At 62.0% G+C, this 22035-nt stretch carries 17 protein-coding genes; 9 read left to right on the plus strand and 8 right to left on the minus strand.

The features are described 5' to 3' along the window. Window positions 1-3: 3 nt before the first annotated feature. From VLU25_11260 to rseP, 6 genes are all read left to right on the plus strand, one after another. On the plus strand, window positions 4-657 hold the full coding sequence (locus VLU25_11260) for a class I SAM-dependent methyltransferase (protein HSR68511.1): 654 nt from the start codon (window positions 4-6) through the stop codon (window positions 655-657). Next, window positions 658-1407, plus strand: coding sequence for a tRNA pseudouridine(38-40) synthase TruA (gene truA / locus VLU25_11265; protein HSR68512.1), 750 nt, complete (start codon window positions 658-660; stop codon window positions 1405-1407). 105 nt (window positions 1408-1512) lie between these two features. Beyond that, the gene (locus VLU25_11270) at window positions 1513-2304 is read left to right on the plus strand and encodes an isoprenyl transferase (GenBank protein ID HSR68513.1); all 792 of its coding nucleotides are present in this window, start codon (window positions 1513-1515) and stop codon (window positions 2302-2304) included. Between the two features lie 260 nt (window positions 2305-2564). Beyond that, entirely contained in the window at window positions 2565-3347 is a 783-nt protein-coding gene (locus VLU25_11275; protein ID HSR68514.1) for a phosphatidate cytidylyltransferase, read from the plus strand. Window positions 3348-3367: 20 nt separating this feature from the next. Continuing rightward, complete coding sequence (locus VLU25_11280; protein ID HSR68515.1) at window positions 3368-4543, plus strand: 1-deoxy-D-xylulose-5-phosphate reductoisomerase; 1176 nt, start codon at window positions 3368-3370, stop codon at window positions 4541-4543. 238 nt (window positions 4544-4781) lie between these two features. Further along, window positions 4782-6110 (plus strand): RIP metalloprotease RseP, encoded by a 1329-nt coding sequence (gene rseP, locus VLU25_11285; protein HSR68516.1) that lies wholly within the window; start codon window positions 4782-4784, stop codon window positions 6108-6110. A gap of 60 nt (window positions 6111-6170) precedes the next feature. Here the strand turns inward: rseP and VLU25_11290 are convergent, their stop codons facing one another. The 4 genes from VLU25_11290 to VLU25_11305 all read right to left on the minus strand — a co-directional run bounded on the left by VLU25_11290 (window position 6171) and on the right by VLU25_11305 (window position 12016). Continuing rightward, window positions 6171-7367 (minus strand): hypothetical protein, encoded by a 1197-nt coding sequence (locus VLU25_11290; protein ID HSR68517.1) that lies wholly within the window; start codon window positions 7365-7367, stop codon window positions 6171-6173. A gap of 189 nt (window positions 7368-7556) precedes the next feature. Beyond that, window positions 7557-9893, minus strand: coding sequence for a polyphosphate kinase 1 (ppk1, locus tag VLU25_11295; protein HSR68518.1), 2337 nt, complete (start codon window positions 9891-9893; stop codon window positions 7557-7559). A 45-nt stretch (window positions 9894-9938) separates the two neighbouring features. Further along, window positions 9939-10445 (minus strand): histidine phosphatase family protein, encoded by a 507-nt coding sequence (locus VLU25_11300; GenBank protein HSR68519.1) that lies wholly within the window; start codon window positions 10443-10445, stop codon window positions 9939-9941. A gap of 23 nt (window positions 10446-10468) precedes the next feature. Further along, entirely contained in the window at window positions 10469-12016 is a 1548-nt protein-coding gene (locus VLU25_11305) for a Ppx/GppA phosphatase family protein (protein HSR68520.1), read from the minus strand. Window positions 12017-12128: 112 nt separating this feature from the next. Between VLU25_11305 and ansA the strand changes: the two genes are divergently transcribed. Continuing rightward, on the plus strand, window positions 12129-13139 hold the full coding sequence (gene ansA / locus VLU25_11310) for an asparaginase (protein HSR68521.1): 1011 nt from the start codon (window positions 12129-12131) through the stop codon (window positions 13137-13139). Window positions 13140-13170: 31 nt separating this feature from the next. Here the strand turns inward: ansA and VLU25_11315 are convergent, their stop codons facing one another. The 4 genes from VLU25_11315 to VLU25_11330 form a co-directional block, all read right to left on the minus strand. Further along, on the minus strand, window positions 13171-13902 hold the full coding sequence (locus tag VLU25_11315; GenBank protein HSR68522.1) for an arginyltransferase: 732 nt from the start codon (window positions 13900-13902) through the stop codon (window positions 13171-13173). 82 nt (window positions 13903-13984) lie between these two features. Then, window positions 13985-14980 (minus strand): diguanylate cyclase, encoded by a 996-nt coding sequence (locus tag VLU25_11320; GenBank protein ID HSR68523.1) that lies wholly within the window; start codon window positions 14978-14980, stop codon window positions 13985-13987. After that, window positions 14977-17859, minus strand: a complete 2883-nt coding sequence (locus VLU25_11325) for a response regulator (GenBank protein ID HSR68524.1) — start codon at window positions 17857-17859, stop codon at window positions 14977-14979. The genes VLU25_11320 and VLU25_11325 overlap by 4 nt, the downstream gene beginning before the upstream one ends. A gap of 79 nt (window positions 17860-17938) precedes the next feature. Then, window positions 17939-18619, minus strand: coding sequence for a DJ-1/PfpI family protein (locus tag VLU25_11330; protein ID HSR68525.1), 681 nt, complete (start codon window positions 18617-18619; stop codon window positions 17939-17941). A 110-nt stretch (window positions 18620-18729) separates the two neighbouring features. Between VLU25_11330 and VLU25_11335 the strand changes: the two genes are divergently transcribed. Continuing rightward, window positions 18730-20661: an alpha/beta fold hydrolase gene (locus VLU25_11335; protein HSR68526.1), complete on the plus strand. Its 1932-nt coding sequence runs from the start codon at window positions 18730-18732 to the stop codon at window positions 20659-20661. A 126-nt stretch (window positions 20662-20787) separates the two neighbouring features. Further along, the coding region (locus VLU25_11340; protein HSR68527.1) for a GAF domain-containing SpoIIE family protein phosphatase at window positions 20788-22035 on the plus strand (1248 nt) is incomplete at its 3' end.

Here is a 22035-nt window from a genome sequence, read left to right on the forward strand (position 1 = left end):
TGCATGGGACTCTATTCGCGCTACGTCTTTCCCCGCCTGATGGATTGGAGCATGCGCCGGGAAAGCATTCGGGGGCAGCGCCGTGAGACCTTGCAGGGGCTGTCGGGACGCGTGCTGGAAATCGGCTTCGGCACCGGGCTCAACCTGCCTCACTATCCCGATGAGGTCCGCCTGCTGGAGGCTGTAGACGTCAATCCAGGCATGAGCCGGTTGGCCCGCCAGCGGCTGCAAGAGACTTCCCTTAAGGTGCAGCATCACAGCCTGGATGGAGAACGCCTGCCCATGAGCGAGGCGAGCTTCGACTGTGCCGTCAGCACCTGGACGCTGTGCAGCATTGCCGACGTGGAGGCGGCGCTGGGAGAGATCTATCGCGTCCTCAAGCCCGGGGGCCGCTTCGTTTTCATCGAGCACGGACTGAGTCCTGAGGCAGGGGTGGCCCGCTGGCAGCGCCGGCTCACGCCGTTGCAAAGGCTGGTGGGCGACGGTTGCAGGCTCGACCGCGACATCGCCGCCCTGCTGGCCTCGGCCGGTTTTGAGGAGGAGGAAATGCACCGCTACTATTTCCAGGACGCTCCCCGCATTCTCGGCTATTTCTATCGGGGCGCCGTCTGCAAACCCGTCCGCCGCGACCGCGCGCCGGCAACCAGGGAGCCATAGATGGCCAAGTACCGCGCCGTCCTCCAGTACGCCGGAGGCCGCTATTCAGGGTGGCAAGTGCAAAAAGACCGCGACACCGTGCAGGGGGCCCTCAACCAGGCTCTGCGCCGCATCACGGGATTGGAGAAGGTCTCCTGGGTGGGCGCCGGACGGACCGACGCGGGAGTCCACGCCATGGGTCAATGCGCCCATTTCCGCCTTCCCGAGGCGGCCCAGGCGGAGGGCCTGCAAAGGGCTCTCAACGGTGTGTTGCCGTGGGATATACGGGTACAAAAGCTGAGCCGCGTCCAGGACGCTTTCCACGCCCGCCGCGACGCCCTCAAGAAGCTCTACGAGTACCGCATCCATCACGGCCCCGTGCTTCCTCCCTTCCGTCACGGATGGGTCTACCACAGCTACTACCGCCTCGACCCCGAGCGATTCCGTCAAGGCGCCGACCTGCTGCGCGGCACCTGGGACTTCAGCGGATTCGCCGCCTCTTCTTCCTCGGTCAAGACCCACGTCCGCACCGTTTTCGAGTCCCGCCTGCGCCGGCAGGGGAGCCTGCTGCGCTATCAGATCGAGGCCGACGGATTCCTTCAGCACATGGTGCGCAACATCGTCGGCACTCTGCTCGAGATCGCACGCGGACGGCGGGCGCCCGAAGACGTCCTGCGCATACTGGCTTCACGCGACCGGCGCAACGCCGGCCCTACGGCTCAGCCGCAGGGCCTTTACCTGATCAAGGTGTTCTATCCTGCAAGCTCTTGAGGCGGCCATGCCGCCACCGTCCTTTCAGAAAATTCATTCCCGTTAGCCTCATCGAAGGATTCGACATTTCCGCCGGGCTTGGGGTATGCTAAAAGCCCTGTCTCTATGAAAGATCTGGGCAAGAACTTCGAGGGCGTTTGGAGTCGCAACGGCGCCGAAATGCGCCTGCTGGAACAGATCGATCCCGAGCGGCTTCCCAATCACGTGGCCGTCATCATGGACGGCAACGGACGCTGGGCCGGAATGCGCATGCTGCCTCGTGTGGCCGGCCACAAGGCGGGCATCGAAGCCGTGCGGGCCACCGTCGAGCACACCGCCCGCCTGGAGATTCCGGCCCTCACCCTATACGCCTTCTCGACCGAGAACTGGAAGCGTCCCGAAAATGAGATCGACACCTTGATGAATCTCCTCAAGGACTACCTGCAGCGCGAGCTGGGGACTTTGCAGAAGCACCGCATCCGCTTCCGGCCTATCGGGCAGATCGACGATTTGCCGGTCGGTGTGGCCAAAGAACTGCGCCATGCCGAGAGGGCCACCCGCGACAACCAAGGCATGCAGTTGACGGTGGCTCTCAGCTACAGCGGACGGCAGGAATTGGTCGGCGTGGTCAACCGCATGCTGGAAGAGGGGCTGCAGCCGCCCATCGGCGAGAACGACATCCGCAGCCGCCTCTACACCGCCGAACTGCCGGACCCCGATCTGCTCATCCGAACCAGCGGCGAGATGAGGGTCAGCAATTTTCTTCTCTGGCAGATCGCTTATTCCGAGATCTACGTCACCGACGTGCTGTGGCCCGACTTCCGCGGACTGCATCTGCTGGAAGCCATACTCGACTACCAGAAGCGCGACCGCCGCTTCGGAGGCGTGCGTGTAGCCCCCCTGCAGCACACCGGGTGAGCGGCCTTTGGCCGGACTCCCAATTTCCAATCCCCAACTCGCAAGCCTTACTTGGGGGTTGGACGTGGTTGAAAGTTGAAAGTTGAAAGTTGGAAGTTGCGAAGCCTTCTTGCCTTAGCCGTCCCTAGACATTAGGCTTTCACCTGCCCCGGAGGGAGCGCCTTCGGGCGAACGCTCAAGATCCGATTCCCAACTCGCGAGTCTCACTCGGGCGTTGGCTCCTGGAGCTTGGAACTTGCGCAGCCCTCGGGCCGGAAATCATGCTGATCCGCTTTACCGTCGCCGCCGCTTTGATCTTGGCCACCGTCCTGGCGGTGGAGTTGACTTCGACAGCCGGGTTTCTCGCTACCCTCAGTCTCTTGGCCGTCATCAGCGCCCATGAACTGGGCAGGATGCTCAGGGCCTATTCCTTCTCGTTTTTTCCCTCCACCTATCTGTGGTGCGCAGTGCTGCCCTGGATGTGGGTCTACGGGCGGGGCTGGATGCCGGAAGTCGTGCTGGCGGCTCTGCTGCTGACCCTGGTTTTCGGGGTGGCGTCGCTTCGCAACATCGAGGTCGGTTTTCCCTCCATCTCCTGCAACTGGCTGGCCGTGCTCTACCTGGGAATGCCCCTTTGCATCCTGGCTCATTACCGCGAAGTCTCCCGTTGGGAAATCTGGCTGGTGCTGCTGACCATCTGGGCAGGCGACAGCATGGCACTGATGGCGGGGCGTTGCTGGGGCAGCATCAAGATCACTCCCATCATTTCGCCCAAGAAGACGCTGCAAGGCTATCTGGGCGGAATGAGCGCCTCGCTGGCGGCGGCCCTGATTTTGGGGTGGATGTGGTTTCCCGCACGCTCCTTGTGGTTCTGGGCGGCGGCCGGACTGACGGTCGGCTTCTTTGGAATCATGGGTGATCTCTTCGAGTCCGTCATCAAGCGGGGCGCCCACATCAAGGACAGTTCCCATCTGCTTCCCGGCCACGGGGGCCTGTTGGACCGCATCGACAGCACCCTTTTCGCCTTCCCCGCCTATTATCTGCTCAGCCGTCTGGTAGAATAGCGCCTCCCGGAGAACGACCTATGCCCCCTCGCCTAAAGAATCTGGCGGTCCTGGGATCGACTGGATCCATCGGGACCAGCACCCTGAGCATCGTCGACCTCTATCCCGAGCGATTTGGGGTGGCCACCCTGGCCGCCAACGGCAATGTCGACGAGATCGTACGCCAGTGCGACCGTTACTCTCCTCGTCTGGTGGCCATGTGCGATCGGGAGGCGGCCGGCGAGTTGCGCCGCCGCCGTCCTGAAGTGACGGTAGCCGAAGGTCAAGAGGGCATCGTCGAAGCAGCCACTTTGGCCGAGGTCGACGTGGTGGTGGCCGCCGTCACCGGAGCCGCCGGTCTGCCCGCCGTCTACAAGGCCCTGGAAGAGGGCAAAGACGTGGCCCTGGCCAACAAAGAAACGCTTATCGCGGCCGGCGAAGTGATCATGGCCCAGGTGCGGCGCACCGGTGTGCGCCTGATACCCATCGACAGCGAGCACAACGCGCTCCACCAGTGTTTGCGCGGGGCCAAAGAGGGCGAGGTGAAGCGCCTTTGGCTGACCGCTTCAGGGGGGCCCTTTCACCAGCAGCCCCAGCGCGACCTGTCCCAGGTCACCGTCGAGCAGGCTCTCGACCATCCCACCTGGAGCATGGGGCCCAAGATCACCATCGACTCGGCCACCCTCATGAACAAGGGCCTGGAGGTGATCGAGGCTCATCATCTCTTCTCGATTCCGCCCCGGGACATCGCCATCGCCGTCCATCCCCAGTCGGTGATCCATTCCATGGTGGAATTCGTGGACGGCACTTTTTTGGCTCAGATGAGCATCACCGACATGCGCTCGGCCATTCTCTACGCTCTCTGCGACCCCGAGCGTTGTCCCTCGCGCCTGCCCGAGTTCGATGTCTTTTCGCTGCCTGCGCTCGAGTTTCACCGTCCTGATCCCCAGCGCTTTCCCTGCATCCGCCTGGCCTATGAAGCCTTGCGGATGGGAGGCACTGCCCCCGCGGTACTGAATGCCGCCAACGAGGTCGCGGTGGGCCGCTTCCTGCAGGGCGGACTGGCTTTGACCGCCATCCCCGAAATCATCGAACGCACCCTGCAGCAACAGCAGCCGGTGCCGGCCGATTCCCTGCAGGCTGTGCTGGAAGCCGACCGCCAGGCCCGCCGCCTGGCCACCCAAGCCCTCAACCAATTCACCCCCGCCCCATCTTAGTGCAGTGCGTCAAAAGTTCCGAGCCATCCTGCATCCCAACTCGGGTTAACCTCGGTACCCAGGGTTCGAACTTCGCATATCGCCCCTCGGACGTGGCAAGACTCTGGCTCAAGACTTTTGAGGTGCACTGTACCAGGGCGCTGAAGGCGCGGGTGAGATTTGACAAATTGACCCCCTGCGGCGGACAATAAAGGCTCTTTTTCGTGGTGGAGAGGACGCTGGGCAGCGAGGAGAAGACGTGGACTTATTGAACGATTACGCCTTTACTGCGGCAGCTTTCATCTTTGTGCTGGGCATCCTCATTTTCATCCATGAGCTGGGACATCACTTGATGGCCAAGCTGCTGGGGATTCGGGTAGAGGCTTTCTCCCTGGGATTCGGGCCCCGCCTTTTCGGCTTCCGCATGGGCGAAACCGACTATCGCGTCAGCCTTCTGCCGCTGGGCGGATTCGTCAAGATGGCGGGAGAGAACGTGGTCGACGATTTGACGGGGGCTCCCTACGAGTTTCTCTCCAAGCCGCGCTGGCAGCGCTTTCTGGTGGCCATCGCGGGGCCGGCCATGAACCTCGGCCTGGCTGTGGCGCTGATGACCGGACTATATCTGGTCGGCATCGAGGTTCCCCGCTATCTCTCCCAGCCGCCCGTCATAGGCTACGTGGCCCCCGAGTCGGCCGCCCAGCAGGCCGGTCTGCAGAAGGGCGATCAAATCCTCTCCATCGACGGTGTTGAGACGACGACCTGGGAAAAAACCAACCTGCAAATCCTCACCAATGGAGGAAAGCTGGTTCCGGTCGTCTACCGGCGCGATGGTCAGCGGCAGGAAGAGCTCATCGAAATCCGCGCCGTCGGTCCCAGCCAGCAAGGCGCGCTGGGGATTGCTCCCGCTCTCGATTTCAAGATCGACCAGGTGTCGGAGGATTCCCCTGCCGAACGGGCCGGTTTGCGTCCCGGCGACGAAGTCGTCATGGCTGAACTGGACGGCCAGACGGCACAAGGTTTCTACGCCATCCAATACCTGGTTTCCCGACAAGAGGCGGGAACCCCTATCGACTTCACCATTGTGCGCGACGGCCAAACCATCACCAAGACGATCGCTCCCGTTCCCGACAAGAACGACCCCGAGCGGATCGTCATCGGTGCAGCCCCTTTCGTCCCCTTTGAAACGCGCCAATACAGTTTGGCCGGATCGGTTCAAGAAGCCGTGCGGCGAAATGTCGAGGTGGCCGGACTGCTCTTTAAGATCCTGGGTCAGATCGTTACCGGGGACACTTCCATCCGAACCCTCTCCGGACCCCTCGAGATCGCCAATTTTTCAGGAATCGCGGCCCGCCAGGGGGCCAGCACGCTCATCAACTTCATGGCCTTCATCTCCCTGCAACTGGGGATCCTCAACTTGCTGCCCATTCCCATCCTGGACGGCGGCGTCATTCTTCTGCTGGCCATCGAAGGACTGCGAGGCCGTGATTTGAGCGTGCAGGTGAAGGAACGCATCCTGCAGGCGGGGTTCCTCTTCCTGGTGCTGCTGATGAGCTTCGTCATCATCAACGACATCACCAAGCAGTTTTAGACCCCTGCCCTCCGTAGCCTTGGCGAAGGAGGGCCGCCCCAAGCCGCCTGAACCTATGCCCTACCGTCCCAGAGCCTGCTTGAGCAGTTTGTCGTGATCGATCTCCAGCTCCCGCCTCAGAGTGTTGGCGATGACCGAGAGCACTTCCCGGATGGTGCCCTCCAGGATGTCGTTTTCCACGATGGGAGTATCGTTTTCCTCGGCCTGATCGGCGATGAAATCCTGGATCATGCGGATTTCCTCGAAATAGGTCTTGTAGCGCTCGGCCGAGCGCAGCGAACAGCCCCGTTCACGCTCTTTGAAACGCTTGAGAAGGGCCTTGGAACTGAGGGTGGTGACGACCACCGGCACGATGAAAAAGCGCTCCCGAAAAGCCTCCAACCCCAGATATCCCGGTACCAGGTGGACCCCCTCCAGGATGATGGAATGTTCCTCCTGGGAGGCCCGGTCGAGGATGGCGTGGATGCCCACCATGACACGCCGCGTCTGCTCTTGAAAAGCCCCGATGACCGACTTCTTGTGACTGTTGCCCTGCCACTCGCGCCAGGCCTGGTAAGAGGAGGTGTGGATGGCGGGCAGCAGCTCGCGCGAGAAGAGCATGCGCATGACCTGACGCACCGAATCGGTGGAGAGCACGTGGCGAATGCCCAGGCGGTGGGCCACCTCGGAGGCGATGGAACTCTTGCCCGTGCCGGTGGCGCCTCCGAAGAGCAGCACCAGGGGCTTTTGGGGTTTGCGGCGGGAGTTGGGGTCGAGGGTGAAGAGGCGCCACAGCAGGTAATTCTCGGCGTTGCCCTTCTCGCCTATCTCCACCAGCGTGTCGAAGGTGAGGGCACGCAACTCGTCGCGGCTGATGCGGTTGCGCCCTTCTTGCAGAATGTGAGCCTCGATGCGGCGGGCGATGTCGAATCCCTCGGAAGGCTCAAGTCCGGCGGCCAGCAGCGACTGGGCCAGTACTCCCTTGCTGAAGGGAAGCCGGGTTTCCGCCCCTTCCACCGTGATGGTGTGAGGCTTGAGGGGGCGGCGGCTCAGGTCGTAGGAATCGCCGAATTTCTCTTTGACCACCTTGCGCACGATCTTGGGTAGCTTCTTTTTCTCGACCTGGCCCTTGGGCCGGATGAGATCGCGCACCGTGTCGGCCGTCTCATAGGCGTCCTCGAAGCTGAGTCCCTTGGCCACCAGCGAGTGGGTCATGACGCCCCGCAAGAAAGGGACTCTCTGTCCTTCATCTACGACAAAGAGGCCGTCTTTGCTCATAGGGACTCCTCCTGTAGCCCGCCAGGGCACAGCAATACTTGAGGCAGCGACGAGACGCAGCGAACGCACGCCTCCATCCTGCAAGCATTGGAGAGCCGAGCTCTCCCATGTTCGATTCACCCGTTGGGGACTATAGCACGAGCCACTGCCTATGCTCCGGCCCTGCTGATGCAGCGCACCGGGGCGGCTCTAAGGCTGGCGGGCCTTGAGAAGGGCTTTCGGTTCCTCGCGCGTGCTGCTTGTGGACTCCATGCGCCAACCGCCTCCCTTTTTGATCAGGTAGTGCTGGGAATCGATGGCGGTTTCGCCTCGGGCGGGCCGCAGGCGCATGCGGGTGCCGTCGGGCAGCAGCAGCCGGGCCTTGACGTTGTCGCGCAGGTGGAGGAAGAGGATATCGTCGCGAATGGCCTGCAGCAGCTTCGGATCCTCGACGGGGAAGAGGGTCTCCACACGATGGTCGAGGTTGCGCGGCATCAGGTCGGCGCTGCCGGCCAGGATCTCTTCCTGGCCTCCGTTGCGGAAATAGTAGATGCGGCTGTGTTCCAGGAAACGCCCCACAACGGAGGTGACGGTGATGTTGTCGCTGACGCCGGGAATGCCGGGACGCAGGCAGCAGATGCCGCGCACCTGAAGATCGATCCGCACGCCTTCCTGAGAAGCCCGATAGAGAGCTTGAATACAGCTCTTGTCCACCAGGGCGTTCATCTTGAAGGCCAGGTGGCCGCCGCCTTCCTCCCGATGCTTGCTGATTTCGCGGTCGATGCGCGAGATGATCTGCCGGCGCATCCCTCCCGGCGCCACCAGCAATTTGTGGTATTCCTGCTTGCGCGAGTAGCCGGTCAGCGAGTTGAAGAGGTCGGAGACGTCTTCGGCGATGTCCTGACGGCAGGTGAAAAAACCCACGTCGGTGTAAATGCGGGCGGTGGTGGGATTGTAGTTGCCGGTAGACAGATGGGCGTAGCAGCGCAGTCCCTCCCGTTCGCGCCGCACCACCAGGCACATCTTGGCGTGTGTCTTGAGTCCCAGCACGCCGTAGACGACGTGCACGCCCGCCCGCTCCAGCGCCTGAGCCCAGCCGATGTTGTTTTCTTCGTCGAAACGGGCTTTGAGCTCCACCAGTGCCGAAACCTGGATGCCGTTCTCTCGCGCCTCCTTCAAGGCCTCAACGATGGGGGAGTTGGTTCCCACGCGGTAGAGGGTTTGCTTGATGGCCAGGACCTGGGGATCGTTGGCGGCCTGGCGCAGAAAGTTGACCACCGGCATGAATCCGTCGTAGGGGTGGTAGAGCACCACGTCGCGGCGCTGGCGGAGGGTCGAAAAGATATCGGCTTTCTCCTGCAGCGAGTAGGACACCAGGGGCAGATAGCGGGAGAAGCGCAGTCCCGGCCGGTCGATGGAGTTGAGTTCCGAAAGGTGAGCCAGGCCGATGGGGTTGCGCATCTCATAGACCTGGTAGGGCTCCACTCCCACGTTGCGGGTCAAGAGGTCGCGAATGACCTGGGGCATCTTGGCGTCCACCTCCAGGCGCACCGCCGAGCCGAAGTGGCGCATGCTGACGATCTCGCTCATGGCGCTGAGCAGGTCGGAGGCTTCGTCTTCCTCGATCTCGAAGTCGGCGTCGCGAGTCACCCTGAAGGGATAGGCGGCGGTAACTTCCAGTCCGGGGAAAAGCAAGTCGAGGTTGGCCACCACGACTTCCTCCAGCCACACCAGGTTGGCGGCGTCCAGGTCGCGCAGACCCATGCTCTCGTAGCTGCTGTCGAAGTTCTCGTCCTCGGGAATTCGCATCAGGCGGGGAAGTGTCTGGGGCACCTTGAGACGAGCGAAGCGTTCCCCTTCCTCCGGGTCCTGCACTACCACGGCCAGGTTGATGGAGAGGTTGGAGATGTGCGGGAAGGGGTGTCCCGGGTCCACCGCCAGAGGGGTCAATACGGGGAATACGTCCTTCTTGAATCGATCGCGCAGCAGCCTCTTCTGGCGTTCGTCGAGTTCCTTGTAGCGATGCACGCGGATGCCGTGGCGGCGCAGCTTGGGCGCCAAGTCTTTGCTCCAGCAGCGTTGCCCCGTTTCCAGCATGGGAGCGAGCTGTTCACGGATGGAAGCCAGTTGTTCGGTGGGGGTCATGCCGTCGGGAGGAGCCTCCAGAACTCCGCTCTGCATCTGCCGGCGCAGCCCCGAGACGCGTACCATGAAGAACTCGTCCAGGTTGCTGTAGAAGATGGAGAGGAAGTTGACCCGGTCAAGAAGGGGATTTCGGGAATCAAGAGCCTCCTCCAAGACCAGTTCGTTGAACTTGAGCCAACTGAGTTCGCGGTTGAAGTAAAGGGAAGGGGCCTCCAGATCGGAGGTGTCCTCCACTTGGGGAGCCCGGATTTCGCCGGGTGCTTCTCCGCCGCCCAGAATCGTCTTCAAGCGCCCGGGATGGGGAATGGACTCATCGCTCGCCGGGGATTTCTCCTCAGAGGTTTTCCGGCCCTGCGGGGGAGCCTTCTGCTGCTTCGCCTCGATCACTTTGCCATCAGCCATAAGTCATTAGTTTACCGTATTTTGAAGACGGGCGGATGACTTGATTTACGGCTCCAGCAGGCCCTGGATCAGCTTGGGGGGGACGAACCACAGCAATTGCCCGCCGCCGGGTCGCACTGCCGACCAATTGCCGCAAGGAAAGCTCAGGCAGCAGGCGGCTGCCGTGGGATAGCGCATCTCTCCTCCGCCCATGAGGCGGCTGCAGGTTTCCGACCAGGTGGGCTGATGGCCGGCCACCAGCAGGACTTGGGCCTGGTCGTCCTCCTTTTGGATCTCTTCGATCACGGTGGCTGCCGAAGTGCCGTAGAGGCGCCGGGTCAGCCGCGGAGCCACCTCCCACCCGCCTGCTTCGGCCGCCAGTTCCACCGTGGTGCGGGCCCGCACGGCGGTGGAGGAAAGAATGGCATGGGGACGGTTGCCGCTGCGCTCCAGGAACACCCCCATGGCCCGGGCCGCCTTGCGTCCCCTCTTATTGAGCGGACGCTCGTGGTCGCCCGAGTAGCCGGCATTCCAGTCGCTCTTGCCGTGACGGATGAAGATCAATCTCAGCATGACGCCATTTTATCCAGGTTTGCCTAAGAGCGCGAGGCGGGGACAGCTTCCTTTTGGGCTTCGTACTCCAGCACCAGTTTCTTCTTGAAGGCCTTTTCGAAGAGGTCGGACTGTTTGCGCGTCTCCCACAGTTCGATGAAAGGGTTTTCTTGTCCCTGGCAGAAGATAGTGACGTCTGGCCCGGAGATTTCGGCCCGCAAGTCGCGCACCCGGCCGCCCCGCGACCGCTCCAGGAACTCGGCCAGACGCAGGCAGCAGGAAAGTTGCCGCAGTTTGCGCTTGTCCCCGGGGCGGGCCAGCGCTTTGAGCCGTTTCCACTTGGGCGTGCCTTTGCGGTGATAGCGGACCAGCAGCGCCAGCAGGGCCTGCTGGCGGTGGGTAAAGCCGTTGAGATTGAACGATTCCACCAGGTAGGCACCGTGCTTGTGGTGGTCGTGATAGCCCAGCGTCATGCCGATGTCGTGCAGCCAGCAGGAGGCTTCCAGAAGTTCCGAATCGGATTGGCCCAAATCGTGCAGCGGACTCAGTTCCTGGAAGAGCCGCAGGGCCAGGTGGCGCACTTGCTGGGTGTGGAATTCCGATTGAGGAAACTGGGCGAACAGGTTGCGGACGCTGAAGGCGCGGATGTCGCCGACCGAATGTGGAGGAGGCAGGAAAATCCGGTAGAAGGCCCCTTCCCGCACGCCCTGTCCCGAGACCCAGATGCCGTCGCGGTCGGTTTGGCGCAGCAGCCAGCGGTAGACCAGGGCCGCGGCCACGATGATGTCGCCGCGGTCGGGATGTATGCCGGGAATGGAAGAGCGTTGGGAGGCCCGCAGGTGGAGCAGCTTGTAAGTGATGGTCTCCAGTTCGCCCCTCTGCAGGAAGAAGCCGTGGATGCGGTCGAGCGGGTAGTTGTTCTTCTTTTGCACGGCCCGCGTCAGGTTGCGGATCGATCCGCCCATGGCCACCAGGGGGCAGGACTCGTCGCGCATCCGCTCCACCGTACTCCCCAGTTCGGCTGCCGCTTTGCGTTCCAGCGCTTCGACCTCGGCGTCGTCGGGAGGGTCGCTGCTCAAGAAGGCCTCGTAGAGGCGAACGGCGCCCAGAGGGTAGGCCTGTCCCGTTTGGAAGATCCGGTCGCGCATGCGCGAGATCTGCATGCTGCCGCCGCCCAGGTCCATCACCCAGGCTTCCTCCATGGGGAATCCGTTGGCCACCGCCAGCACGCCCAAGGCGGCCTCTTCCTCGCCCGACAAGATGTCGATGGGCAGGCCGAAGGGACGCACCATCTCCAGAAACTCTTCACGGTTGGAGGCATCGCGCACCGCACTGGTGGCGATCACCCGCAGGTCCTCCAGGTGCATGGCTTCGCGGTACTTGGCGTAAAGGCGCAAGGCGGCTGCGGCGCGTTCCATCCCGGCTTGAGACATCGTCCCCGAGCGTCCCAGCGACTCTCCCAGGCGCACCGGCTCGCGAATCTCGTCGATCAAGCGGAAGGAGCGGCCGGGTTGGTAGGCGAAAACCACCAGCCGGGAGGTGTTCGATCCCAGGTCGACTATTCCCGTACGCTGGATTCGGGATTCGTACATCTGCCCCTCGGTCCTCGCCAGCCCTCTACGGACTGTTCTCCTGGGCGGGCTGTTCTTTGTCGGTTGGCCACTATATCATGGGCGCGCGCGGGTTTTCCGCGCCTTTTCCGACATGCGAAAACGAGTCTACATCGCTTATACCGGCGGCACCATCGGCATGCGCAGGAGCGAGAAGGGATACATCCCCGAGCCGGGCTATCTGGAGTCGCTGATGGCGCAGATGGTGGAATTGCAGCAGGAGGAGATGCCGGAGTACGTCATCCACCAGTATCAGCCCCTGGTGGACTCTTCCAAGATGCGTCCCAGCGGATGGCTGCGCATCGCCCGCGACATCGCCGACGCCTATGACGATTTCGACGGATTCTTGGTGCTTCACGGCACCGACACCATGGCCTACACAGCCTCGGCCCTGTCCTTTATTCTTCCGGGGTTGAGCAAGCCGGTGATCGTGACGGGCTCACAGATTCCCCTTTGCGAGATCCGCAGCGACGCCCGCGAGAACCTCATCACCTCGCTGCTCATCGCCGCCCGCTTCTCCATCCCCGAAGTGTGCCTCTTTTTCGGCAACCGCCTGTTGCGGGGAAACCGCGCCGTCAAGGTCCATGCCGACGGGCTGCACGCTTTCGATTCGCCCGACTTTCCGGCCCTGGGGGAAGCGGGTGTGGACATTGAGATCAAGTGGGACCTGATTCACCGGCCCAAGCAGTCTTCCCGCAACCTCATGCTGGAGAACCTCGAGCCCTGCCGGGTGGGCGCGCTGCGTCTTTTCCCGGGAATCTCGTCGCAGATGGTGGAGGGGATGCTCAAGCCCTTGGACGGGCTGGTCTTGGAAGCCTTCGGCATCGGCAACGGACCCGACGACGAAGACTTTCTCAAGGTCTTGCAGTCGGCCACCGATCAGGGCGTGGTGATCGTGGCCTGCACCCAGTGCCTGCGGGGACGCGTCGACCTCTCCAGCTACGCCACCGGACGCCGCCTGGCCGAAGCCGGCGTGGTGAGCGGCTACGACATGACCGCCGAAGCCGCCCTCACCAAGCTCTTCTGCCTGCTGGGCGCCAAGAGGCCGCCCCAGGAAGTGCGCATCCTGGCCCAAACCAACCTGCGCGGCGAACTCACGACTTAGGGGCTTGGAAAGCGCCAGTTTTGTGAGTTGGTCATCGGCCCTCGGGAGTTCGCCAGACGGCGTCTTCGCCGGCGGCGGGATGGGGATGGAGGATCTGGTGGGGGCGGAAAGACGACTTGTAGCGCATGGAGGGATTGGCCTCGATCCAGTAGCCCAGGTAGGCCCACTTCAAACCGCGGCGCTGAGCATAAGAGATCTGGTTGAGAATCGAGAACACGCCCGGGCTTTGGCCGCGCCATTGTGGGTGGTGATAGAAGTAGACCATGGAGACGGCCTCGGGCACTTCATCCATCAGGGCCACGCCCACCAGCTTCGACCCCTGAAAATAGAGCCATTGCCGGCCGAAGGCTCCGCTGCCTTCCACAAAGCTTTCCACGTACGAGGCTGGAGAGATTTTTTGGGCCGGCCATCCGCGGCGCTTCTTCATGTCGGCGTGATAGAGGTTGTAGAGCTCGATCAGCTCAGGCGCCACGTAGGGCGGGCAGATCTCCACGTCGATGTTCTGATTCGCCTTCCAGGCTCTTTTCTGGGAGCGGCTGGGGCCGAACTCGTCGACGGGCACGCGCAAGGAGATGCACTGGCTGCAGTGAGGGCAGGCGGGACGGAAGATCTGGCGTCCGAAACGGCGGTAGCCGCGGTTGAGCAGATGGGAGTACTCCCGAGGACTCAGTTCGCTCACCAGGCGAAACTCCAGAGCCGCCTGTTCTTCGGGCAGGTAAGAGCAGCGGCGCGGCTCCTCGACGATTTTGAGAAGTTCCCGCATGGTCTTCCATGATGAGCGTTAGTACAGGGCTTTCCAAGCCGGCGGAAGGAAAAAATCTGTGATCAGTGTAGCTGAGAGGCTCTCAAGAAGCCCTCTGGGCCTGATCGCGGGCTTGTGAGCCTCGCCGGGATTGCTGGCGCGGTCCCGGATCGTCGCTGAAACCGCTCAGCATCTCTCCGCACTCGATCCGGTCGCGGCCCAGGCGCTTGGCCCGGTAGAGCGCTTCATCGGCATCGTGGACCAACTCCTCGATGTCGGGCTCGCTGCGGCCGTCATAGACGGTCAGCCCCATGCTCATGGTTACCGGCAGCTTGATTTCGCCGCAGTCGACGGGCTGGCTGCCGACCGTTTCATGCAGTCGGCGGGCCTGTTTGAGGGCGTCCTCAGGACCGCAACCCGGTACCACCACCAGAAACTCCTCGCCCCCGTAGCGGCCCACCGAGTCATAGGAGCGAGAGGACTTGCGCAAGCGGGCCGAGAGTCGGCGCAGCACTTCGTCGCCGGCCGGATGTCCGTGATTGTCGTTGATCTGCTTGAAATGGTCGATGTCGCCCAGGATCACCGCCACCGGCTCGCCGGACCGCTGGCCGCGCGAGAGTTCGCTGTTGAGCTTGTCGAGGATGGCGCCCCGGTTGAAGAGTCCGGTGAGGGGATCGTGCAGGGCCATGATGCGCAGGGTTTCGCGGGCCTGAATCAGTTCTTCCTGAAGTTCGATGATGCGCTTTCCGGCCCGCAGCCGCACCTCCAGCTCGTGCTTGTCGAAAGGTTTGGTGATGTAGTCGTCGGCTCCCGCCTGCAATCCCAGCACGATGTCTTCCTGATCTTTGCGGGCTGTCAGCAGCAGGATGTAGGTGTAGGGCTCGCGGTCCACTTCGCGCACGGCGCGGCAAATGTCGACTCCGTCGCGTCCGGGCATTTCCCAATCCAGGATCACCAGAGAAGGCGCAGTTTCACCTTCAAGGACTTTCCAGGCCTGGTCGCCGTCCTCGGCCACCACCACCTGATATCCCCATTTCTCCAGATATTTGCACAGGATGCGGCGTGAAACGCGCTCATCCTCGGCGATCAGGATTTTCACAGATGACCTTCCTGGACTAGATTCTGCAAGGTCGGAACGAGTCTTTGCAACTCCGCCTTGAGGGACTCAAGAGCCTGCGGAGCTGCTTGCAGGTTCTCTTGGCGGCCCATCTGCTCAAGTCGGAAGGCGGCCTCTCGGGCGGGCTCGGCCATGAAGTTGGCAACCGACCCCTTAAGCGCGTGGGCGCTGCGTTCCAGCCCATGTGCGTCCTCCTCGGCGATGGCCTTCTCGATCTTCTCCAGCAGTTGCGGATAGTCTTCGACAAAGAGTTCCACGATCTCGCCCAGCAGTTCCAGGTCGTGATCGACTCGTTCCATGAGTTGTTGGCGGTCGAACAATTTTCTTCCTCCGGACGAGTTGTGCTCTTGCCTGGAAGCGTTGGAAGGGCGGACTGATTTTCCGGTCAGGGTCTCCATGGCTTCAAACAACTCCTCTGGTTTGATGGGTTTGGCGACGTAGCCGTCCATACCGGCCTCCAGGCAGCGGTCGCGGTCGCCTTTCATGGCGTGAGCCGTGAGGGCCAGGATAGGAGTTCTTCGCTCTTTTGCCTCTTCCCAGCGCCGAATGGCTGCCGTGGCTTCCAAACCGTCCATTTCGGGCATTTGTATGTCCATTAAAATGATGTCGAACTCCTGGCGGCGGGCTTCCTTCAAGGCCGCTTTTCCGTCGCTGACGGCTGTCACGCGGTGGCCACGCTTTTCCAACAGGTGCAAGGCCAGTTTCATATTGACTGGATTGTCCTCCCCCAGCAAGACTCTGAGCCTGCGCCGCTTTTCCCGCAGGGTGTGGCGAGTCACCAGTTGGGCAGGTTGAGGCGATGCCGCCGCGCGCAGCACGGTGCTCACCGTGGTCATCAGGTCGCTCGATGTGATGGGCTTGAGCAAGTAGGCTCCAATGCCCAGTTGGCGGCAGCGAACGGCGTCTCCCCGAATGCCGGTTCGGGTGGAAACGATGACTGAGGAGCGGCATCCCAGTTCATCGCGCATCCGCTGCACCAGGGCGAAAGCCTGAAAGTCGTGCAGGTGGTTGTCGATGAGCAGCAGATCGAACGGTTGGCGGCGGTCCTCAGCCTCTTCGACCACCTTGAGCGCCTGCAGGCCGCTGGTGACGCCTTCGACCTCCATGCCGCGGGCCGTCAAGCTGTTTCGCAGCACTTCCAGGCCCGTGCGGTTTGTCTCCGCGATCAACGCCCGTCTTCCCTTTAGTTGGCTGCCCGTCCAGCCGCTCTTGGCGTCTCGCTGGGATGGAGCGCCGACCTTGTTCAAGATCACCGTAAAGTAAAAGGTGCTTCCCCGGCCCGCTTCGCTCTCAACCCGGATTTCGCCTCCCATGCGCCTGACAAGCTTGCGGGCGATGGCCAATCCCAACCCGGTGCCGCCGTATTTCCGTGTGCTGGAGCCGTCCACTTGGGTGAAGGCCTGAAAGATCACTTCCTGCTGCTTCTTGCTGATGCCGATTCCAGAATCCGCCACCGAAAACTGCAGCACAACGTCCTCTTCACGATCCTCAAGGACCTCGGCGGCCACCACGATCTCGCCTTTTTCAGTGAATTTGACGGCGTTTCCCAGCAGGTTGAGCAGGACTTGGCGCAGGCGTCCGGGGTCGCCGCGCAGTTTTTCGGGCAGGTTGGAAGGCATGTCGCAGACCAGCTCGAGGGGATCGTCGGCGCGAAGGGGTAGGGTCTTGAGCGTGTCGCGGACGCAGTCGGAAAGGTTGAAAGTGATCGAGTCCAGGTCGAAGCGTCCCGCCTCGATCTTGGAAAAGTCGAGAATGTCATTGATCAGTTGCAGCAGATGTCGCGCCGAGGAGCGCACCATCGTCAGGTACTCGGTCTGTTCGCCCGAGAGGTCGGTCTCCAGGGCCAAGTCGGTCATTCCGATGATGCCGTTCATGGGGGTGCGGATTTCATGGCTCATGTTGGCCAGAAATTCGCTTTTGGCGCAATTGGCGGCTTCGGCTTCCAGGGCCATCCGATTGGCCCGCTCGATGGCCTTTTCAAACTGGACGTGGGTGGCTTCCAACTCGCGGTTGACCGCCTCGGCCTGCTCTTTGGCCCGGCGCAACTCGTCCTCGACTTGCTTCTGTTCGGTGATGTCGTGGATCAGTACGAAGTATCCGCCAGGGCGCTCACCCTCCAGATCGGGAACCAGAACGGCATTGAAGCGCCGCATCCCTCCCTGGCGCTTGAGGTCCATTTCATAGCCGCAACATTCTCCTGCAAGGGCCCGGTCGATGTAGGGCTTGAAGCGCCTGTAGTTGGCTCCAACCACCTCCTTGACCCGCATTCCAACCATCTCTTCGGGAGGGTGGTTGAAGTAAGAGGCATAGCGGCGGTTGACGAACTTGTAGCGCTCCTGGTCGTCGACCTGTGCGATCAGGGCGGGTAGAGAATCGGCGATGACCCGCAGTTGCTTTTCGTTCTTCCTGAGCAGGCGTTGGGCCTTCTTGCGCCGGGTGATGTCTTGACCGACGGCCAAAACTCCCGCCGGCTTGCCCTGCTCGTCGAGAAATCCGCTGACGTTCCAGAGCAGGACGCGGCGCCGGCCGTCCTTGGTCAGGACCTCGCCCTCCTCCGTCTGCACCGAATCGCCCTCCAGAGCCAGCCGCAGCTTGTCGCCGATTTGTTGCCGCAGTTGTTGGGGAATGATGAGTTGCAGGCAGTCCTTGCCAAGGGCTTCTGAGCGGGGTGTCCCCAGCAGGCGCTCGGCCTCGGGGTTCCAGTCCATGATGCGCAGGTCGGGAGCCAGGACCAGAACCACCACGCCGGCGCTCTCGAAGAAGGACTGAAAGAGCGAAGCGGGAGAGGCGATCGAGACAGGGCGGGACTTGTCATCCCAGGCGGAGCCCATCCACTTCTGACTGTTGCTGGCAGTCGCCATATCGTCTGTCCCGGTCCCCAGATCCTCTGAACCGAAGGTTCTTGGATAAGGTCCGTATCGGCGACCATGCCCAAAATACTTAGTCTTTTTTCACGTAATGAGGCACGGATTCGAGATTCCAGTCCAAGACTAAACCGGAGGCGATGCGGCGGGCCGTCTGGGCGCCCCACAGCTGCTCCACTACATAAAGGGCGTTTTCGTAACTGGCCACCCCTCCTCCCCCTGTGATGAACTTGCCGTCGCGGACAAAGCGCTTGTCCTTGACGGGCTTGATGGCGGGAAAGCGCTCTGCCAGTTTGTCGATGTCGGGCGGGTAGGTCATGGCGAAACGTCCCTTGAGAAGTCCGGCTTGAGCCAAGTAGAAGGCCCCCCAGCAATTGGAGAGGACCCAATCGGCCGAGTGGGCGTTTCGTCTGACCCAGTCGATGACCGGCTGTTTGGCTTCCAGGTCGCTCTCGTAGTCGACAAAGCTGGGAATGATGAGGATGTCGATGGGCGGATGGTCGTCGAGCGCATAGTCGGGCTGGAAGAGCAAACCTTCTGCCGAAGTAATGGCTTCCAGGCGTGGAGCCACCAGGAAGACTTTGACCTCGCGCCCCGCTTGGTCGGCGTGTTCGAAAACGTCGTAAGGGGCCACGAACTCGGTGTTGTAAACGCCGGGATAGACCAGGATTCCGACATTCACCCTGTCGGCGGCCTGAAGCAGGCCGCCGCTCAGGAGGAGGGCCGCCCACAGCGCCGGGATCGCGGGAAATCTCATAGTTGGGCCAAAATAGCATAGAGGTTAGCCGTCTTGGCCCCGTGCTGCTGTGGGAAGGCGAGGAAATGTCTGCTAAACTCGCCTTCCAAGCGGCACAGGAGAATAAGCAAATGTCATTGAAGCAATGGATTCGTAGTCAGGCCGGCTGGAGGGTCTGTACAATGTTGATCGTGGTGGTGCTGGGCGTGACGTCTTGCACGGGACCGGATGGAGGGGAGCCAGTCGTCGAGGTGGAGCAATATGATGCCAGGACGTTTTTCGAGACCCTTGCGGTGGCGGGCGCTTCGTTCTCGCCGGACGAGTCGAAGATTCTGTTCACGAGCGACGCCAGCGGCGTGTTCAACGCCTACGAGCAGCCGGTAGAGGGTGGTGAGCCCAAGCAACTGACGAACTCCACCACCAATGCCGTTTTCCCCCTCGGCTACTTTCCTCATGACGAGCGTTTTCTCTACACCTTCGACGAAGGCGGCAACGAACTCAACCACATCTATGTGCGCGAGACGGATGGTTCCAGCAAGGACCTGACGCCGGGAGAGAACCTCAAGGCCGGATTTGCCGGATGGAGCGGAGATCGCGAGTGGTTCTGGGTGCAGACCAACGAGCGCAATCCGCAGTTCTTCGACCTCTATCGCTACTCGTCCGACAATTATGAGCGCAGCCTGGTGATCGAAAACGAGGAGGGCTGGCAGATCGCCGACATCAGCCGGGACAGCCGTTGGGCCGCCGTCATCAGGGTCAACAACAACGCCGACAGCGACATCTACCTGCTCGACCTGGAGAATCCGCAGGCTGAACCCAAGCACGTCACCCCCCACCAAGGCTACGTCTCCCATCAGTCGCTGACCTTCACTCCCGACAGTTCGAAGCTGATCTACTCCACCAATGCTGAGAGTGAATTCTCCCAGGCCTGGAGCTACGAGATCGCCAGCGGAGAGCGGGCTCCGGTGCTGCAAGCCGATTGGGACGTGGTATTCATGACCTACTCGAGGACCGGGCGCTATCGGGTTTCGGCCATCAATGCCGATGCCCTCATCGACGTCACCATCCTCGATACCCAAGAAGGGACCGAGCTGGATTTTCCCCAGGATCTGCCTCAGGGCGAGGTGGTGCAGATGTCTTTCTCGCCCAGCGACGAGAAGCTGGCGTTCTACATCAACAGCGACACCTCTCCCAATAATCTCTTCGTGATGGATCTGGCCAGCAGTCGCTACCGCCAGTTGACCCACAGCCTCAATCCGGCCATCAACCCCGATCACCTGGTTGAAGGCGAGGTGATCCGCTATGAGAGCTTCGACGAACTCAAGATCCCTTCCATTCTTTACCGTCCTCATCAGGCCACGGCCGACAGTCCTGTGCCGGCGCTGGTCTGGGTGCACGGCGGACCGGGAGGGCAGAGCAGCAAGGGATACAGTCCCGTCATTCAGCACCTGGTCAACCATGGCTATGCCGTCTTGGCCGTCAATAACAGGGGATCGTCCGGGTACGGCAAGACCTTCTATCACATGGACGACCAGAAGCACGGCGAGGTGGATCTGAAGGACTGCGTTTACGCCCGCACCTACCTGGAATCGCTGGATTGGGTGGACGGAGACAGGGTGGGCATTATCGGAGGCAGTTACGGCGGCTACATGGTGGCTGCGGCCCTGGCCTTCGAGCCCGAGGCCTTTAATGTGGGAATCGACATTTTCGGCGTCACCAACTGGCTGCGGACGCTGAGCGAGATCCCGCCCTGGTGGACCTCCTTTCGCGACGCCCTTTACGCCGAGATGGGCGATCCGGCCACCGATGAAGAGCGCCTGCGCCGCATCTCGCCTCTCTTTCACGCCGACAAGATCAGGCGTCCGCTGCTGGTGGTGCAGGGAGCCAACGACCCCCGCGTCCAGAAGGTGGAGAGCGACGAGCTGGTCGAGGCTGTGAGAGAGAACGGGGTGCCGGTGGAGTACGTGGTGTTCGATGACGAGGGGCACGGATTCCGCAACCGCGAAAACCGGATCGAGGCCTCTGAGCACTACCTGAAGTTCCTCGACCAGCACCTCAAGTAGGGCGGTCGTGCTCAGGCAGGACACTTGGGGGCTGGGTCCGACCGTTCGCTTATTCGACTCGGTTGAATCCGCCGGGGGACTCCAGACGTCTTATAGACAGCGGTTTCGTCCAGCGAGGACAGTGTTATGAGCGACAGTGTTTCCACTCCGGACCCGGCCTCCCGACTTGATCCCTCCGAGGACATCCGTTGGCTGAGCCTGCTGCATGAGATCAGCCAGGACCTCAACGGCATCCTCGATCTGGGCCAATTGATCGAGCGCATCGCCCAACAGGTAGGATCGCTGATCGAGTACCGGCTCTTCGATCTCTATGACTGGGATGAGGAAGCTCAGCTCCTCACGGCCCGTTTCTCAATGGACAGCGGAAATGCCTGGGAGCCGCGCATGAGCCTGCGTCCGGGCGAAGGTGTGTGCGGCTGGGTAGCTCTTCACCGGCGTCCCCTGCGGGTTGCCGACGTGCGCCGCGATTCGCGTTTCGTGGACTGCAGCAGCGGTATTCCTACACGCTCCGAATTGGCCGTACCCCTGCTGGCCAAAGGGCGCTTGGTGGGAGTGATGAATCTGGAGAGCGACCGGGTGGGAGCCTTCAGCCGGCGCCACGAGCTCATGCTGGAAACCCTGGCCAACTCAGTGGCCGTGGCCCTCGAGAATGCCCGTCTGGTGGAAGAACTGAAAGGCAAGGAGGGCAGCCTGCGGCGAGACCTGAAGATGGCCCGCCAGGTTCAAAAAGCTCTTCTTCCATCTCACTCCCCTCTGCTGAAAGGTATGGAGATCGGACGCTCCTGGCGTCCCGCCCGCCAATTGGGGGGCGATTTCTACGATTTTCTCAACTGCGGGCCCTCGCGCATGACCATCGCCGTGGGCGATGTCTCCGGCAAATCCACTCCGGCGGCCCTTTACGGGGCCATGGCCATTGGAGCCCTGCGGGCCCAGATCGTCCACTCGCCCTGCTCTCCCGGCCTGCTGCTGCGGCGCATGAACCACTACTTGCTGCAGCCCGAGCTGGACAACCGTTTTCTGGCCATGACCCTGGCCATGGTCGACGCCTCGGCCCGCACACTGACCATGGCTGCCGCCGGACTGCCTCATCCCCTCCTGCTGCGCGACGGCAAGGTCGAGGCCATCTCGGTGGAAGGCATTCCGCTGGGCCTCTTTCCCGATCAACGCTACCAGGAGCACGTGCTGGAGTTGCAAAAGGGCGATGTAGTCGTGATTTGCAGCGACGGTCTGCACGAGGCCATGAACTCGCGTGAGAAGCAGTTCGCCGACGGCTGTCTGCACGCCAAGCTGGAGCAACTCGGCTCTCTCCCGGCCCAGGACATCGCCGACGGAATGCTGGAGGCCAGCCGCCTCTACAGCGGCGGCGTCTCCCCC

This window comes from Acidobacteriota bacterium, assembly GCA_035471785.1.
Taxonomy (GTDB): domain Bacteria; phylum Acidobacteriota; class UBA6911; order RPQK01; family DATIPO01; genus JANQFM01.

Coding starts and splice junctions, on each gene's coding strand:
- VLU25_11260 (HSR68511.1), top strand. CDS start 4: ATGGGACTCTATTCGCGCTACGTCTTTCCCCGCCTGATGGATTGGAGC.
- truA (HSR68512.1), top strand. CDS start 658: ATGGCCAAGTACCGCGCCGTCCTCCAGTACGCCGGAGGCCGCTATTCA.
- VLU25_11270 (HSR68513.1), top strand. CDS start 1,513: ATGAAAGATCTGGGCAAGAACTTCGAGGGCGTTTGGAGTCGCAACGGC.
- VLU25_11275 (HSR68514.1), top strand. CDS start 2,565: ATGCTGATCCGCTTTACCGTCGCCGCCGCTTTGATCTTGGCCACCGTC.
- VLU25_11280 (HSR68515.1), top strand. CDS start 3,368: ATGCCCCCTCGCCTAAAGAATCTGGCGGTCCTGGGATCGACTGGATCC.
- VLU25_11290 (HSR68517.1), bottom strand. CDS start 7,367: ATGAGCAAAGACGGCCTCTTTGTCGTAGATGAAGGACAGAGAGTCCCT.
- ppk1 (HSR68518.1), bottom strand. CDS start 9,893: ATGGCTGATGGCAAAGTGATCGAGGCGAAGCAGCAGAAGGCTCCCCCG.
- VLU25_11300 (HSR68519.1), bottom strand. CDS start 10,445: ATGCTGAGATTGATCTTCATCCGTCACGGCAAGAGCGACTGGAATGCC.
- VLU25_11305 (HSR68520.1), bottom strand. CDS start 12,016: ATGTACGAATCCCGAATCCAGCGTACGGGAATAGTCGACCTGGGATCG.
- ansA (HSR68521.1), top strand. CDS start 12,129: ATGCGAAAACGAGTCTACATCGCTTATACCGGCGGCACCATCGGCATG.
- VLU25_11315 (HSR68522.1), bottom strand. CDS start 13,902: ATGCGGGAACTTCTCAAAATCGTCGAGGAGCCGCGCCGCTGCTCTTAC.
- VLU25_11325 (HSR68524.1), bottom strand. CDS start 17,859: ATGGCGACTGCCAGCAACAGTCAGAAGTGGATGGGCTCCGCCTGGGAT.
- VLU25_11330 (HSR68525.1), bottom strand. CDS start 18,619: ATGAGATTTCCCGCGATCCCGGCGCTGTGGGCGGCCCTCCTCCTGAGC.
- VLU25_11335 (HSR68526.1), top strand. CDS start 18,730: ATGTCATTGAAGCAATGGATTCGTAGTCAGGCCGGCTGGAGGGTCTGT.